15 protein-coding genes, 1 other RNA gene and 1 pseudogene are annotated in these 16,892 nt (G+C 32.9%); 5 read left to right on the forward strand and 12 right to left on the reverse strand.

Going from position 1 to position 16,892, the window contains the following annotated elements; translation table 11 throughout:
* Positions 1–105: 105 nt before the first annotated feature.
* A complete protein-coding gene (locus HVS_RS15730) occupies positions 106–489 on the forward strand; it encodes a phage holin family protein (RefSeq protein ID WP_242971610.1) in 384 nt (127 codons plus the stop codon).
* Positions 490–637: 148 nt separating this feature from the next.
* On the opposite strand, the gene ssrS is transcribed toward HVS_RS15730, so the two are convergent.
* Positions 638–851, reverse strand: a non-coding RNA gene (gene ssrS / locus HVS_RS15735) — 6S RNA.
* A 156-nt stretch (positions 852–1,007) separates the two neighbouring features.
* A complete protein-coding gene (locus tag HVS_RS15740) occupies positions 1,008–1,910 on the reverse strand; it encodes a DNA-3-methyladenine glycosylase family protein (RefSeq protein WP_169926548.1) in 903 nt (300 codons plus the stop codon).
* Positions 1,911–2,021: 111 nt separating this feature from the next.
* Between HVS_RS15740 and HVS_RS15745 the strand changes: the two genes are divergently transcribed.
* Entirely contained in the window at positions 2,022–2,798 is a 777-nt protein-coding gene (locus HVS_RS15745) for a DUF6062 family protein (protein ID WP_101303841.1), read from the forward strand.
* A 215-nt stretch (positions 2,799–3,013) separates the two neighbouring features.
* Here HVS_RS15745 and HVS_RS15750 read toward each other — a convergent pair.
* The 4 genes and pseudogenes from HVS_RS15750 to HVS_RS17590 form a co-directional block, all read right to left on the reverse strand.
* Positions 3,014–3,832: pseudogene (locus HVS_RS15750) on the reverse strand (Asp23/Gls24 family envelope stress response protein); the annotation flags it as partial.
* Between the two features lie 498 nt (positions 3,833–4,330).
* Entirely contained in the window at positions 4,331–5,239 is a 909-nt protein-coding gene (ytxC, locus tag HVS_RS15755) for a putative sporulation protein YtxC (protein ID WP_101303843.1), read from the reverse strand.
* A gap of 184 nt (positions 5,240–5,423) precedes the next feature.
* On the reverse strand, positions 5,424–6,209 hold the full coding sequence (locus HVS_RS15760) for a DUF6873 family GME fold protein (RefSeq protein WP_242971611.1): 786 nt from the start codon (positions 6,207–6,209) through the stop codon (positions 5,424–5,426).
* Positions 6,210–6,574: 365 nt separating this feature from the next.
* The gene (locus tag HVS_RS17590) at positions 6,575–6,700 is read right to left on the reverse strand and encodes a hypothetical protein (RefSeq protein WP_278278665.1); all 126 of its coding nucleotides are present in this window, start codon (positions 6,698–6,700) and stop codon (positions 6,575–6,577) included.
* 270 nt (positions 6,701–6,970) lie between these two features.
* Between HVS_RS17590 and HVS_RS15770 the strand changes: the two genes are divergently transcribed.
* A complete protein-coding gene (locus HVS_RS15770; RefSeq protein WP_101303849.1) occupies positions 6,971–7,192 on the forward strand; it encodes a DUF378 domain-containing protein in 222 nt (73 codons plus the stop codon).
* 64 nt (positions 7,193–7,256) lie between these two features.
* Here the strand turns inward: HVS_RS15770 and HVS_RS15775 are convergent, their stop codons facing one another.
* Complete coding sequence (locus tag HVS_RS15775) at positions 7,257–7,994, reverse strand: YebC/PmpR family DNA-binding transcriptional regulator (RefSeq protein ID WP_101303850.1); 738 nt, start codon at positions 7,992–7,994, stop codon at positions 7,257–7,259.
* A 279-nt stretch (positions 7,995–8,273) separates the two neighbouring features.
* Between HVS_RS15775 and HVS_RS15780 the strand changes: the two genes are divergently transcribed.
* Positions 8,274–9,434, forward strand: coding sequence for a sensor histidine kinase (locus tag HVS_RS15780; RefSeq protein WP_242971612.1), 1,161 nt, complete (start codon positions 8,274–8,276; stop codon positions 9,432–9,434).
* Positions 9,435–9,506: 72 nt separating this feature from the next.
* Here the strand turns inward: HVS_RS15780 and HVS_RS15785 are convergent, their stop codons facing one another.
* The gene (locus HVS_RS15785; RefSeq protein ID WP_101303852.1) at positions 9,507–9,881 is read right to left on the reverse strand and encodes a CoA-binding protein; all 375 of its coding nucleotides are present in this window, start codon (positions 9,879–9,881) and stop codon (positions 9,507–9,509) included.
* 12 nt (positions 9,882–9,893) lie between these two features.
* Entirely contained in the window at positions 9,894–10,544 is a 651-nt protein-coding gene (locus tag HVS_RS15790; protein ID WP_101303854.1) for a YigZ family protein, read from the reverse strand.
* Between the two features lie 720 nt (positions 10,545–11,264).
* Here HVS_RS15790 and HVS_RS15795 point away from each other — a divergent pair.
* The gene (locus HVS_RS15795; protein ID WP_101303856.1) at positions 11,265–11,828 is read left to right on the forward strand and encodes a hypothetical protein; all 564 of its coding nucleotides are present in this window, start codon (positions 11,265–11,267) and stop codon (positions 11,826–11,828) included.
* Here HVS_RS15795 and yyaC read toward each other — a convergent pair.
* The 3 genes from yyaC to HVS_RS15810 all read right to left on the reverse strand — a co-directional run bounded on the left by yyaC (position 11,806) and on the right by HVS_RS15810 (position 16,765).
* Positions 11,806–12,399: a spore protease YyaC gene (gene yyaC, locus HVS_RS15800; RefSeq protein WP_101303858.1), complete on the reverse strand. Its 594-nt coding sequence runs from the start codon at positions 12,397–12,399 to the stop codon at positions 11,806–11,808. The genes HVS_RS15795 and yyaC overlap by 23 nt on opposite strands.
* 232 nt (positions 12,400–12,631) lie before the next feature.
* Positions 12,632–14,092, reverse strand: a complete 1,461-nt coding sequence (locus HVS_RS15805; RefSeq protein ID WP_101303860.1) for an ABC transporter substrate-binding protein — start codon at positions 14,090–14,092, stop codon at positions 12,632–12,634.
* A 201-nt stretch (positions 14,093–14,293) separates the two neighbouring features.
* Positions 14,294–16,765, reverse strand: a complete 2,472-nt coding sequence (locus HVS_RS15810) for a beta-mannosidase (RefSeq protein ID WP_101303862.1) — start codon at positions 16,763–16,765, stop codon at positions 14,294–14,296.
* Between the last annotated feature and the right edge of the window lie 127 nt (positions 16,766–16,892).

Here is a 16,892-nt window from a genome sequence, read left to right on the forward strand (position 1 = left end):
GCAAGGTATATATATTCTTTGCAATTTGAATAATTATAATAATATTTATAAATAATAATATTGATAAAAGCTGATATTTTTTAAGCTTTTATAATTATTTAGCCTTTGAAAGGAAGTGATTTTGTGGCAGATTTAAACAATGCACGGACAGAAACTTTTAATATTACGCATTTTATAATAAGAGTGATTGTAGGAAGCGTTGTTTTTGCAATTACATCTTATGTAACTAAAGGCCTTTCAATATCAGGACTCTTACCTCTTGTAGTAAGTGCAATCGTTTTGGCAGCGCTGGACTACCTGGTAACAAGAATATTTGGTTTGGACGCAACACCCTTTGGAAAAGGAATTACAGGTTTTATACTGGCAGCAGCGATAATCTATGCTACACAATTTTTTGTCTCAGGATTTGAAGTTGACTTCTGGGGTGCTGTAATAGGTGCTTTGATTTATGGTATTATTGACGCTGTCATACCGGCTAAAGCAATGTAATTTCACTAAGTTTAAAGGTATATAAAAACCTTGAAAAGACATGAGTAAAAATTATTGAGACATGAGTTTAATTATTATACAAAAAAATGCATAACAGCACATAAGGAAAAGAAAGCCGCCAAATATTTAGGAGGCTTTCTTTTATTAAATGTAACCCAAAATGCCGTTTCACTATATTTTGACACCTAGCCGCAACTAGGTGGGTGTCCTGTTAAAAATTTCTGCCTTCCCTTGCCGTGACCTATGCTTTAAAGCATAATCCGGCTTTAGCTTAAGGCCTGGCATACGTTTTTAAACTCCGGACTCCCTTATGTCAAATGTAGGTTCAAAATTATAGTTTACTTCGTACATTTCAGGCAAAAACCTATCTAATCAACTTAATGACATTATATCATTATACCCACCCTAATTTCAAATAACCGAAAATACAGTTTAAAGCTTTTATACTAAGTAAATTAATGTTAGGCTTTTGATTTCTTAAAAATTCAACTTTATTATAAAACTTTATAATTTAAATTTTACACCCCAATTTTATTTTCCCGGGCATAATAAAACAAGTATTGCTGGGCAAATCCAGAAAGAACCCCAAACCTTTCTTTGGCCATTTTTTGAATATCTTTTAAGGCTGTTTTTTTCTTGAAATAAAGTTCCTCCATCACCCTCTTAACCCATACATCTGTGGGAAATACATCCCTTTTAGTACCGCTGTAAAGTAAAACACAGTCCGCTACCTTAGGACCTACTCCCGGAAGTTCCATTAAATACTCCCTGGCATCATCAGTATTCATTTTTTTAATATTTCCCAAATTTATACTTCCACTGCTCACCATCTTTGAAGTTCCGTGCACATATTTACACCTAAAACCTGCTTTACAGACTTCTAAGCTTTCAAGGGTAGAGTTGGCTATCTCTTCAGCCTCCGGGAATGTATAATATTTTTTTACCCCCAGATAAACTTCTTTTCCGTAAAGCCGGGCTAATGTATCCACCGATTTCATTATCCTGGGTATTCTATTATTGGCGGAAATAATAAATGAAACCAGTGTTTCCCACAAATCCTGTTTTAAAATCCTTATACCCCATCCAAATTCTACGGCTTTTTCCATTATTTTATCATTAACTATGTTTTTTTTAATTTCTGAATAATCTGTCCCTAAGTCAAAGTAATGATACCAGATATTTATAAAATCCTCCACATTGGAATTGTATATTTGAAGCCTTTCTTTATTAAAACTTACATTTACAACCCGTCCTTTTGCAACTCCCGTATAACTCCCGTCTATTTGCCTAACCCACCTAAAACACTGCCCGCATTCAAAGGTATGGGTAAGATTAAAATCTTTTACGCCTTCTATTAAAACTTTATTGTCTCCCGGTATTATTTTGTACCCCTTATATTCCACACAACCCTTATATTTCATATTACTTCCCCTTGATTTATTTTGTTCCCTGTTTTTAATTATTATATATATAATACCCTGTTTTTCTGTTATAATTTAAATTAATAATAACTTTTAGAAAGGAATTTGTTTATGAAAGAAAAAATTTATACCATACCCGTTACAGATGCATTTAAAAATGACTGTGAATGCCCCATGTGCATTTTAGAGAAAAAATTAGAAGATGAAAATGTTGAATACATTTTAGGTCCTTTTTTAATGGAACCTGAAGGAAGGATACAAACCAATAAAGAAGGCTTTTGCCAAAAGCATTTTGAAATGCTGTACAACACACAGGCAAATAGGTTAGGCTTAGGACTCATTGTTGATACCCTCCTTTGTGAACAAAATAGTATTTTAAAAAAAATGTATAGTGAAAATGAAGAGGTTTTAAGAAGAGATTCTGAAATATCCATGATAAAAAACTTATCCGGAAAAATCATATCCAAACAGACAGAATCTAAAAAATTTGTGGATGCCCTTATAGAAAAATTAGATGACTTAAACAGCTCATGTACAATTTGCAATAGATTAAACAAAACCATGGACAGGTATGTAGATGTAATATTGTATTTGTATTTTAAAGAAGAGGATTTTAAAAATATGTTTGACAATCAAAAAGGTTTTTGCTTAAAGCACTTAAAGCTTCTTCTCGAAGGTACAAAAAAATACCTTGCTCCAAAAGAAACAGCTATTTTTATAAATAAACTTATGTCCATCCAGATTGAAAATATGGAGCGTATACAAGAAGAAGTCAACTGGTTTACCAAAAAATTTGACTACCGCTATAATGATGCACCTTGGAAAAACTCAAAGGATGCACTTTTAAGAAGCATACAAAAGCTTGTAGGCTACTCTAATTTAAAATAATTATATTCAAATAGCTATTTTTGGGACCTTTGCTTTTTGGACTTTTGCTTTTTATTAAGTTCTTTTTTTTTGGGCTCTTGCTTTTGAAGCTCTTGTTTCTCAGCTTCCTGATTTTTCAGTTCTTGTCTCTTAGCTTCCTGATTTTTCAGTTCTTGTCTCTTAGCTTCCTGTTTTTTCAGTTCTTGTCTCTTAGCTTCCTGTTTTTTGGCTTCCTGTTTTTTAGTATCTACAACAAGGCTTTTGGCAAGAAGATTTAGTCTTTTAATATTTATGGCTGTAAGCTTTTCCACCTCATCAATAACCCTTTTTTGTACTTCCCTTAAAAGAGGTCTTATCTTGTATCCATAAACAAGCACCAGGTCCATTTCAATATAAATCCCGTCAGAATGATTTTCCGCCCTGAAACGGGATATCTTATTTACCCCTTCTATACTTGAAGTAACATATTCCACAATCTGATATATTGTATAATCTGAAATTGTATAGTTTCCCATATAGCTAAATGTAGGCCTTACAACAGACTTTTCCCCCACCAGCTGGAAACTTCCCTTTCCCTTTCTTCTGAATATCTGCAGAGGGTCAAGGAAGTACCCGGAGAAGTCCTTTTTTATTTCAAAGGTTGGCACCGGAATAACATGCTTCCCCTGCTCTTTTCTTGTTGTAAGAGCCTGCTTTATTTCAAACTCTGTGGCAATTTCATGAATATAGACTTTTTCATTTACACTATACCCCAGGCGCTGGGCAATTTTTTCAACCATCCCGTCAGATGTGCCCAAAATAAGAAGGGATTTAGGCTTATATTGTTCAAGGGCAGCCTTTACCTCTTTTGCATGTTCATCATCTGTAAACAGGGCACGCTTAATGGAACCCACTTTGGTTTTTTCCTTTTTAGCGGAAGTTCCTGCTATTATCTGCGTTCCCCTTATTAAAAGACCATCATCTATAATAAAATCAATACCTCTTTCCTTAGCCACCCAGACAGCCCTATGGCTTTTACCGGTCCCACTTGGTCCTATAAAACCAACAACATTCAAAACTATACCTCCAACCTTTTAAAATAACCTCTATATAACATTATATAAACTCTATATAAATAAACTCTATAAAATAAAAAACTTTATTTAAAAATAATCCCTATATAACATTATACCATTTTTTAATATTATAACACTATTCTAAAAGGGAAAAAGAGAGTAGGTCAATACTCTCTTTTTTCTATTTACCTAAAAATATTATCTTTTGTTTTTTACTGTAATTATCTTTTGCTTTTAAGTTTTTTATCTTAAGTAGAAAGAAATTGATATATAAAATTATGATGTCTGCCTCCTGTATAGCTTCATGCTGTTTTTCCCCAAGATAGCTTCATGGCGTGTCCACTTAAAAGCAATATCAACATAGTGTAGTTTTTTAGATAAAACAATACAATATATTGTGTTCCACAATATATTGTATCATTAGATAAATAATTGTCAATACATATGTTACAAAAAATCTGATTTTTTTTAAAATCATACACTATACCTTTTCTTCATTTATACCTTTTCTTCATTTCTTACCATATTTACAATGCATAGTTCACAACCTGCACATATAAAGGTCTTTTCCCAAAAAACATTCTTTATTGTCTCTAACAGTTCTTTATTTTTAAAATTTTTAGCACCGTGAATCATTATTTTCCTAGGTGCCATAGTAATAAGGGAACTTACAAGCAGATCATCATATTTTATTTCTTCACTGGAAATATCATTCATAAACTCCTGTATGCATTCATTTGTAATTTCCCTTTTATTTTCATCTAAAAGAATATATTTATCATCATACCCTGCAATTACATGTATAGTGTTGAATTTTGGCTCCTGAATGTCCACAAAATACCTTAATAACCGAATAAATTCCCTGTACTCTCTTTCCATTAAAAAATCATCTACAGCTTTATCCACTATTTCTTCTAAGTCTTTTATATATTCCTTTAGTCTGAAATTAACAAAACCATCTAAAATTAAATCATTAGCTCCCTGGTAGTAGTCTAATAATTTTCGTATGATGATATTTCTCCTTCTTATTTGAAATAAGCTGTTTAAAAAGCTTTTTTCACTATTTTTTATTGTACTTACCGCAATTCTAAATATTTCTTTTTTCTCCAACGAATTAAAATAGCAGTAATTGTTGTTTATTATCCTGTATATTAATTTTTCTTCATATTCTTTAATTATATAATCTGCTAATGCACTGGAAATACCTGCTTTTATTTCATCAAAAATTATGTGTTGCCTTTCTTCTTCTATTTTAGACAAATCAATTTTACATTTAACGGTTATTTTCCCTTCAGAATTAACAACATTTTCAATAAAACAATCTATATCAAATTTATTTAATTCTCTATTTATATAATCTTTTATATCTTCTGAACTCTCTCCAGCCTCAATACAAAGAAACTGCATCAACTTCACATCCCTTCAAACATAGTATATGTCTTTGCAATTTGTTGTATGCAGTAAGGGTTATATGCAATCTTTACCATATTTTTTTAAAGCATATATCACCATGTTATATGTTCATTATATGCAAAAAGAAATTGTAAGTTCCAATATAAGTGTGTCTTTATAAGATGATAATATGTATGTTTTAACCTGTCAAAAGAGGTATTACAGAGCCAACATCCACAGAATTTTCATTTCCAAGGCTAACAATTTCCATTCCTTTTTTATCAAGAAAATCCCGTATCTTTTTTTCTGTCTTTAATTTTTCAATATCTCCACAAATTGCCCATTTATATTTGTCAATAAGAAAAGTGCTTCCACCAATAAATCCTTTGTCTAAGCCTTCAAGGACAATTCTATCCTCTTCTTCAATTAACAGTACATCAAGTCCTTTTTTTTCAGCAATTTTTGCAATTCCCCTGTCCATGGTTATTATTGAATTTTCATTAACAACTGATACTGAACACTTAGTGTACCCTTGATTAACATGAACAATTTCTATATCCTTCTTCTTTAAATGCTCCAGTATAACACTATCTGTATATTTTGTATTGTGGAAAAAATATTTCCCCACCCTTGCACCGTTATAACAAATGTTTCCGGGATATTTTGAAGTTAAGCGGCTTTTTCCCTCCAAAAGCTCAAACCCTAAACTATGTAATTTTTTTAAAATTTCTTTACATACCCCCGGCGCATATACAATAATATTCTTTTCTAAATGGTGAAAAAAAATATCCGGATGATATGAAATGGCTGGATATAAAGAATCTAAAGGCTTTGTTTTTATGTAATTAATTTTAAGCGACATAAGTTTCTCTTCTATATCTTGTCCTATCCTGCCATCAACCAGTACCAGGTTTACTTTTTTTTCAGGTAAATTAGGAATGTCCAAAAAATTCATAACCCTTCTGTCTCCTGCTTTATAATGCATTTTTAAATAATTTCCAAATAAAAATAATTTATATTTTTTAATGGGACAAGATTCCTGTCCTTTCTTTCTTACATAATATATAAATATATGCCATATATAAATTATTGTACAGTAATTTTTTTATGATGCAATAAAATTTTTTTATGATGCAATAAAATACAGCATTTATAAAAGTGCTACTAACTAATAATTTCTTTATGAAATTATTAGTTATTCAGATAAATGGGCTGTTGCAAAGCAACGGCCCCATTTCATATCTTAGAGAAATATATTGCCTTGGAGCAATATATTATTTATAACTTTATTTAACTTTATATATTTTTAAATTTTGTGGAACAATACTAACATATAAAATATTTTACACACTAAAACCCTTTTATCAGGAGTGTAATTATGACAACGATAAACTGCTCTTCAAACTGTATCCACCAGGTAGACGGCAAGTGTACACTTGATATTGTCAGCAAAAACTCAGCCTCGGTAAAATCCAATTGTATTTTTTTCGAAGAAAAAGTTTTTAAAAAAAGTCAAAAGAAGGTTATCTGACATGCGTCAGCTAACCTTCTTTTAATTAAAATACCGGTTGGCTGAACATAAAGTATCAATAAAAATATGAAGCATCTAAAAACTTAATTTAAAAACTTATGTTTCATGTGGCAATCGTAGGAAAAATAAATCTTTTTTTCTATGAATTAAGAATAATTATAAGGAGAGAATAATATATCGTAACACAGTTTTTTAAAACAAAAGGAGTTGTCGTTATGAACAGAACAGCCCTAGACAGAGTAGCACTTGTTCTTGTTATTATAGGCGCAATAAACTGGCTCCTGATAGGATTACTGGATTATAATTTAGTTTATGAAGTGTCAACTTTACTTGGAATGGGCACATTATTATCAAGAATTATATATTCAATAGTGGGGCTTTCCGGGCTTTACACCATAAGCCTGTTGTTCAGGGAGGCAGAACCTGCAAGAGAATAAGCATAACATCACAAAAAGAGCATATCTTATAAACGGAGGGGTACTTTTTAAACCCCTCCGTTTTTTACTCTTCTTCTGGTATTTCCCAATTATGGTAAACATTTTGAACATCGTCTAAATCCTCTAAATTGTCAATAAGTTTTTTCATCATTTCAATTTGCTTCTCATCTGTAAGCTTAGTTGTAGTCTGAGGAATCATTTCCAAATCAGCAGATATAAATTTAACCTGACTCTTTTCAAGTGCTTCCCTCACTTTAGAAAAATCACTAGGGTCTGTTATTATCTCATAATATTCTTCTTCCGCATTAAAATCTTCTGCCCCTGCTTCTAGTGCTTCCATCATTAAATCATCTTCACTTTCAACAGTGGACTTATCTATAAGTATCAATCCTTTTTTATCAAACATAAAGGATACACAGCCGGTAGTCCCTAAATTCCCGCCAAATTTATCAAAATAATGCCTTACATCTGCAGCAGTCCTGTTTCTGTTGTCCGTAGCAGATTCTACAATAACAGCTACCCCTCCCGGGCCATAGCCTTCATATACAACTTCTTCATAGCTTTCCCCTTCTGCATCTCCGGAAGCCTTTTTTATACTTCTCATAATTGTATCATTAGGCATATTTGCACTTTTGGCCTTGGCTATAACATCCCTGAGCTTAGGATTTACTTCTGGGTCAGGTCCTCCACTTTTAACTGCAATAGCAATCTCCCTGCCTAATTTGGTAAAAATCTTTCCTCTCTTCGCATCTGTCTTTTCTTTCTTACGTTTAATATTTGACCACTTAGAATGCCCAGCCATTAAAAAACCTCCTATAATTAAATGAATTAATTAAAATCAATGTATATATAAATTATAATATTAATATCATAATTTATAAAGGTATTTGCTAAAGTTTCTTCTTTTTTTCAAAAAAAATTTATGGGTAATACAAAAATCTATTTACATATTGAGAAATTTTGTATAAAATGTTTATGACATTTTATGTCCTACTAACTAACATATGTAACTTATGTTATGACATTATGTTTGTGTAATTTAATTCATTAATTTAAATATTATGAGAAGGGTTGATGTCTCTTGGGTAACAAAATTAGTTTGTCTAGACCTGTAAAAGTATTTGCAATATTCATATTTACCTTTTTAATTGCTATAAACATAATCTCTGCAAGTTTTTTAACGCCTTTTGAAAAATCCATTGTCTATGCAATAAAATCCTTTCTGCCTTTGTCTGTTTCTGATAAATTTTGTCTCTTACTGGTGCTAAACATTAGTTTTTTTCTCTTTGTATTGGTTGTTTTTTGCAATATGAATAAAAAGAAAAAGGCACTAATACAAAAGTTTGAAGAGGAGAAAAAGAAATTAATTGAACTGCACAAACAAGAAATAGAGAAGAAAAACAAATGCATAAAAAAGCTTTCTTCCATTGGCAAGGAAACTGAAAAACTATGTGCAGAAAAAAGCGAGTTCTTTTATAATATTTCCCATGAGCTCAAAACACCCTTAACTGTAATATTAGGTGCTATTCAGCTTATAGATCAGAAAAACTCACAGGTTGTTACTGAAAAGAGATATTCCGCAAGACAATTCTTCATTATAAAACAAAACTGTTATAGGCTTTTGAGGCTAATAAACAACATATTAGACATCAGCCGTATAGAATCCGGCTATATAAAAATAAACACTACAAGCTGCAATATAGTATACCTGGTTGAAGAAATAACCCAGTCTGTGGTACCTTATGTAGAGCAAAAAAACCTATATTTAGAATTTGATACTTCAGCAGAAGAAATTATTGCCAGCGTGGATATTGAAAAATTCGACAGGGTACTACTTAACCTTTTGTCAAATGCAATTAAGTATACAGAACCCGGGGGGAAAATTTCTGTAAACGTATACCAGGAAAAAGATTCTTTCGTAATAAAGGTATCTGATACCGGCATAGGTATTCCTAAAAAAAGAATAAATAATATATTTAAAAGATACCAGCAAATAAAAAACTCCCTTACAACAGGAATTGAAGGAAGCGGGATAGGACTTTCAATTGTAAAATCATTTGTTGAGCTTCACGGCGGCACCATTGAAGTAAACAGCATCCTCAATAAAGGAAGTGATTTTCTGATAAAAATTCCAATTAAAAAAGGCAGTACCACACCCCGGAAAAATTGCAGGCGTGAAAACAACGACAGAATTATAGACTCTATAAAAATTGAGTTTTCAGACATTTTTCCCGCTTATTAGAATTTAAGCCGGTTTAAACCTCTGCCTGTAAGGGAGGAACCTGTAATAAGGTTGCTTGTAAGGGAACCTGGCTTATTTCAAGGACATGAGGACACATGCCTTAACAGCATTCATACCCTTTTTATCTATTAATTTTACAATTTCCTCATTATGAGTCCCTGGCTGAAGCCATATATATTCAACTCCTAAGTCTGCCGCCTCTTCAATTACTGATTTCCCTATATTAGGGGAAACAACCATATTTACAACATCCGGCTTTTCCGGAAGCTGTGAAAGGCTGCTATAGCATTTGTCCCCCTCTATAGTCTGGTAATTGGGGTTTACAGGGTATACCTTATACCCATATCTCTTTAGTTTTTTATAAATCATGTTTCCATATTTCTCAGGATTTTGACTTACGCCTACAACGGCCCATACTTTTTTCTCCAGCATTTTTTGCTCCAACATAAAAATCCTCCTCTACAAAATCAGCTTCCCTTGTTCATCAAGGGAAATATAAGTTTTATTTCCCGCCTCTATTAAACATCTTGCATTTGTCACTTCGTTAATTAATTCCGTTAAATGCCCAAGCCCGCCTTCCTCTACATATACTATTATCTCTACATCCTGCTCATATATTATGTCTTTTATAATATAATCTTTAGAAATAAGTGTATTCTGTACTTTCCCAAATAAATCATATTCAATCACAATATTTACTTCCGTACACAATTTTTTTGTTATAATCCCCGCCTCTTCAATGCCTAAAGAAGCACTTTTCCCGTATGCCCGTACAAGACCTGCCGCACCTAAAAGAGTGCCGCCAAAGTATCTGGTAACAACAACCACCAAATCCCTTACTTCCATTCTCTTTATAACTTCCAGTATAGGTAGTCCCGCCGTCCCGGAAGGTTCCCCATCGTCACTAAACCTCTGTATAATACTCTTTCCCCCGATGTAGTAAGAATATACATTGTGGGTGGCATCCCAGTATTTTGCCTTTATTTCATTAATAAAATCCAGCGCCTCTTTTTCAGTTGCAACAGGCATAACCGATGCAATAAACCTTGACTTTTTTTCTTCCATCTCAGCTACAGCATGTTTTAAAACGGTTTTATATTGTTTATCCAAATAAATCACCTTTTAAAATATAATTTTTAAAATAATTTTTATTATAAATATGACTTTCCCAGTTATAATTGTACCTTATATAGCAAAAATGTAAAACTATAATTGTCCATATTGAAAACTGTAATTACTTATCTTAATTCTAAAATAAATTATACCCATGTGCAAAATAGACAAAAGAAATTTAAATACCGGATTTTTTTTGTCTATTTTGCGAATTGTAAGTTTTTCAAAAATACTGCAAAATACATGTAAAGGATATAGAAAATAAAAATATAGAGAATATAAAATCTAAAGGTTGCAATGATTTTTAAAGAACAAGTATATATCCCCAAAAAACTATACTAACATTTATTGTACTATATGGAGTAACAATCACCTTATTTATCACCATCTTTCAATATAATAATATTGATATACCATTTGAAGTTTCTTTCTTGAAATTTCCTTTACTACATACAGTGCATACCGGTAACAATTAAAATTCATTGCACCTTTTTCTATAAACGTGCCGGCAATTCTTTTTTAAGCCAATTTTTTTATTTAGTCATTTTTTTATTATATTAAAACTTAAATTCCAATTTCCCGATACTAATAATATAATAAATATTTTTATAACAATTGATATAATAAATAATTGATAATTAGAAAATAATATGGAATATTATGTAAGATACCATTGTTTCTTTAATTTTAAGGAGTCATATTTAAGGAGTATTACTTATGAGAAGAGGTTTTTTTCAAAAGCTATATAAATTTGACAAGAAATCAAAGACCTATTTAATAGAAGTATCTCTTGATGATTATGATGATGTTTTTGATGACTGGGATCCCTCCCCTTTTAAAAAAAGAGATATAGAAGATGAATTTAGCGATTTTATACTGGATTCTTCAATGGACATCCCCCTAACTTTCAACATAACTCTGGTGCTTTATCTGCCCCAAGATAAAAAAGACGAAAGAAAAGAATCCACATTAATAGCGGCTTTCCGCAATTATTACCAATACGCAATAGAAAGACACAAAAGAGCTAATTCAAATCTAAATAACAGGACTGTTTTTTACTTGTGCCTGTCCCTTTTTCTTTTAGGCATAGGATACTTTTTTTCCTGGGACACTGAAAATATAATATATAATATTGTACACGAAGGTATTTTTGTTGGGGGTTGGGTGTTTTTATGGGAGTTTTTTACAAATATTTTCATAAAGAAAAGGGAGCTACATAGACAATACAGACTATATAAAAGATTGTTACAATCGGAAATCAGGTTTGAATATGTAAGTTAATTTTATTTCTCCTCACAGGTTCAAGCTGCTGTTTATAAAGCACATGTCTTATGGAGTTGGCAGTTATTTCTGCCATTTTATACACCATTCCCAGGCTTGTATTTTGAAGCATAATCAACGGTAAAAAACCCGCAACAGCCACAACAGCAGATATGCTTATGTCACCCACAGGCGGCAGGTTTTTTCCTACACCGTTTCCCGGCTTAATTGGCTGGTTGCTCAAAACAATATGCCCGATATGTTCCGGACTTCCTACAGATGCATCCACTGCTATAACAAGTGTATTGGAGTGGTCAATACTTTTGATGGTTTCTTCTATGTTCTTTGCATGAACCGGATCTGAAATTGTGCCATAAACATCAAAATCATAAACCCGGTATTTAGAAAGCATATGCCCCACTAATGGTCCAAAGCTGTCCCCTGTAGCCCTGTCAGAGCCGATGCCCACTACTGCAATCCTATTGTATCTTTTTTTAATATCTGAAGTCATGGCAAGAATTGCTTTGTTTAGCTTGAATTGGCACATTTTGTCGTTAGTAGTGAAATGCGCTTTTTTTACTACCTTAACCATATTTACTTCTACTCCCCTAAAAATTTTTATATTCATAAATTTTCTATTTACATATCAATATTATACAACAAAAAAAATAATTTGGTAGTAAAAAACTGTCTTAGAAAATAAGCATTTTAATATAACCGGGTAAAAAATAAATGACTGAAAGTATAAATGACCATAAATAATATAAATGGCTAAAAAAATAAATAACTAATAACTTGTTTGGGAAATGAAATTAATAATGAAATTAGTTGTTTTTTTCAAGAAGCCGGTCAATTGCATCTTGTGCCTGCTTATCATATAATTCTACTGCCTCTTTCACCGTCATTCCTTCTAAAATAACGGCACCCATTATCTCTCCCATGGGAAAATCAGGGACAAATTCATACATTTCTAATTTGCCGTGGTATTTTGATACCTCTATGGACATTTCATAACTCTCTTCCGTCACCCATAAACCTCTCAGCCATTTCTCTTTACCGGCATCTCTTAAGTCTATATTGTCACCAAAAAACCATAACAATTCTTCAAGGACCTGGTATACTTTCTCCGGCTCCTTTACACCTTTTGGAATATAAAATGCATCATAGGAAATTGCACATGTTTTCCCGCTTATATTGTCAGGTCCTGTTGGAAAAGGAACAATTCCATATTCAAATGAAAGTCCCTTTATTTCTTCAAGCATCCATGAGAGAATAGGAAAAAATAAAATATTTCCATTTTTAAAGGATGAGTAATTGGCTTCATAATTCCATAAATCCCCTTCTGCAATATAAGCCACATTGTGCACATTGTACAATTCATTTATAAACTCCAGTGCACGTATAGTCTTTGGGCTTTTTAACCGGTGCTTTCCTGATTCAAAATCACTGAATATTTCTCCGTCATTGGCAACCACAAAATTTGCTATAGTCCGGTGTATAAATCCTCCATATCCAAACCTGTCTATCTCTCCATCCCCGTCGGTATCGCCGGTTGCAGCCTTAGCATATTCCAAAAACTTTTCCCAGTTCCAACTCTTAAAATTATTTTTGTATATCTCCATTGGTGTCTCAAGATCTAATTCGTCAATAATTGATTTATTGTATCCCATAAAAACACCATTATCAGGTACCTCAACAGTTTTTATACCGTACTCATCATCTATTAACTTCCCCATTAATGTAACTACAATATTGTCTGTCAAAACATCCGAATTGGGGGATACAAACTCACTAACAGGCAGAAGATATCCTTTTGCAATAGCCGAAACGGAAAAATTCATTGGCAAATATACAATATCTGCAAAAGGCGAACCTTCTAAAACAGACTCCTCCAGCTTAGATTCCAGCTGTTCCCATGGAACTTCAATAAATTCAATTGCGCAATTGTATTTTTCTTCAATTCTTTTAATGTTTTCGTACTTTGCTATATCTTCTGAGTAGACTGTAGGATCCGGTTTTTTCATATTGCTGTCCGGCACTACAGGCCACCAGCTTGAAATTTTTATAGTCCTTCCTCCTAAGTCAAAAGCCTCATATTTATCCCTTATATCTTCCTTATTAATATTTAAATTTTCATCTTCCTCATCTCTTTCTTCACCGGATTTAGCATCAGCCTTATTATCAACATCATTATTAATACCTGTCTTAGAGCCACAACCAACAATAGCAAATGCCAGTAAAATCAATACTACCAAAAATATTATTGGCTTTGTGTGCTTTTTCATGGTGCTTCCTCCTGTTATAAGGGTTATTAATCCATAAATGCTAATACGTTGGAGTTCTTAGTATTAAAATTGCTCTATGTTAAAATTTTTCATATAAAACTTATAAATTTTAAAGCATATAAATTTACCACTATATTATTTATCGGTATTTTAACGGTTAAAATAACCCCCGGAGGTGATATTTTTCCTGGAAATTCAAAATCACATTTGTTCCACCGTATCAAAAAGACTTCTGATTTTTAAATTATCTTTTAAACTTTCTATATCTTTTACACTTGTAAAAATATCTTTTTCAACTTCAATTACCTTTTCATTTCCGGGAACTAAATCAAAATAATTGTCCATGAAGATGATATCTTCCCCTTCTATATTTAGCTCCACATATTTAGCTAATGCCTTTGAGGTCAAGGATATTAAATACCTGTCCTCTTTTTCCGTTATTTCTGCTTTTATTTCCGGGTCTTTTAATAAAAAGTGCTTTGGCTTAACAAAAAGAAGCGTACCTTCAGATTCTATCCCTTTTTCTGTGTAAAGCCGGTACTCTAAATAGGTTTCCATTTTATCATTATATGAAGACAGAACATCTTTAAAGTCTAATGTTTTAAGCTTTTTTGCCATAAGAGGGGCAATTTCAAAACTCACCTTTCCCTCTTTTAAAATTTCTTCCTTTACATTTCTCAGCTTCCACACTACACTTCCCTTTACATTCTCCATAGTTTCATTTGTCACGTGAAATTCCACCTGTGTACCCTCATCATTTACCGATAGTAAAACAGGGGCAAAAAACTTTCTTGCAAAATAATGAAGGGCTTTCCACCTGCCGTAGTAGTCTATAGAAGACCAGGAAGCAACAGGCCAGCAGTCATTAAGCTGCCAGTAAATAGCACCCATACACCTTCCCCTGTTCCGTCTCCAGTGCTCCACACCATATTTTATTGCCTCAGCCTGCAGAAGTTGGGAGACATATATTAAGGAGCTGAAATCCTTTGGGTATTTAAATGTTTCAGACAGGTAGTAAAGTATTTTTCCATTGGCAGCACCATTTTTCTGATGCCTTTCCATAACATATGAAAATATATTTCTATCCTCAGGCAGGGTAAAGGACTCAATGGTTTTCTCAGAAGGAAATGATTGAAATCCAAATTCACTTACAAACCTGAACTTGAAATTTCTGTAGTAGGTAAAAGGCTTCAGCCCGTGCCACACATCCCAATAGTGAACATCCCCTGTATTTTCATCGTCAGGGTTCTCAAAACCTCCGCCGGAACTAGGGGATGAAGGCCAGTAAAAATTGTTAGGGTCGTATTTTTTCACCAACTCAGGAAGAACAATTTCAAAAAGTTTTATATACCCTGTCTTGTGCCTTGCTTTTCTTTCAAAATCCCAATAAAACCAACCGCTCTCTATTTCATTGTTTCCGCACCAAAGTCCAAGACATGCATGATGTCTTATTCTCTTTATATTATCTATAGCTTCCTCTTCCACATTTTCAATGAACTCATCCGTAACCTCATATATAGCACATGCAAACATAAAATCCTGCCACACAATTAATCCGTATTCATCACACAAATCAAAAAAGTAGTCCTCAGGATAAATTCCCCCGCCCCATACCCTAATCGTGTTAAAATTAGCCTCTACACAGCTTTTTATAAGGTATTCGGTTCTTTCCCTGCTGCACCTTGCCAGTATGCTGTCTTCCGGGATGTAGTTTGCACCCATTGCAAATATATCTTTACCATTTACGACAAACTCAAAGCTTTCGCCCCACTCATCCCTCTGCCTGTTGATTTTTATGGTTCTAAGCCCTATTCTGAATTTTTTGCTGTCTAATTCCACATCCTTATTTTTTAGTTTAACTTCCACAGTATAAAGGGGCTGTTCCCCGTAGCCATTTGGCCACCAAAGTTTTGGGTTTTCAATATCCAGGTAAATATGGTTTTTATTATCTTTTGTTTTTGTTTTGGAAGCAATCACTTCCCCATCCGGTGAAGTAACAGTAACCTCTAGGTCTAAAAGCTCTCCACAAAAATTTTCAATATCAGCTTTTATAAGAAGCCCCACTTTGCCCTCTTCATGTTTTTGTGTAATATACACATCATCCAGCTTTCCAAAACTATAGCCCCTTATAAATATATCCCTCCATATGCCCAAATCAGGTATCTGGGGTCCCCAGTCCCACCCAAAGGTACAATGCCCCTTCCTTATGTGGGGGAAGCCTTTAACTGCGTCCTCTGCGCCCCACAGAGGGTTTTCTTCATTCTTTTTCCGCACATACTCTAAGGAGGATTCAAAAATAATGTGTATTGTGTTTTCCCCCTCGTGAACATACTCCTTAATGTCAAATTCATATGTTCTGTGCATATTTTTGGTCCTTCCCACCGGCTTGTCATTTATTCTTATTTCAGCCAATGTGTCCAGCCCCTTGCAGCACAAAACAAGCCTTTTATGATTTAGTAATTCTTTATCTATATAAAATTCCCGTTTGTATTCATAATCCTTTGCTGCTATTTCCAAAGCCTTTATTTCATTATCCCTGTAAAAGGGGTCGTCAATAACACCATTATTTAATAAATCATTAAATACAGTCCCCGGTACATTTGCTTTGTACCAATTATTCTCATCCGTGCATTTCATTTTCCAGATACCGTTTAGATTAAGTATCATATTCATATTCCCTCCATGTTTTATTTGTTTGTTGCTTATTTGTATATTTTGTTTGTGTTTGTTTGTATATATTGTATATATTATATTGCATATATATATAATTCTTTATCAAAGGGTAAAATCCTTTATAAGA

This window comes from Acetivibrio saccincola, assembly GCF_002844395.1.
Taxonomy (GTDB): domain Bacteria; phylum Bacillota; class Clostridia; order Acetivibrionales; family Acetivibrionaceae; genus Herbivorax; species Herbivorax saccincola.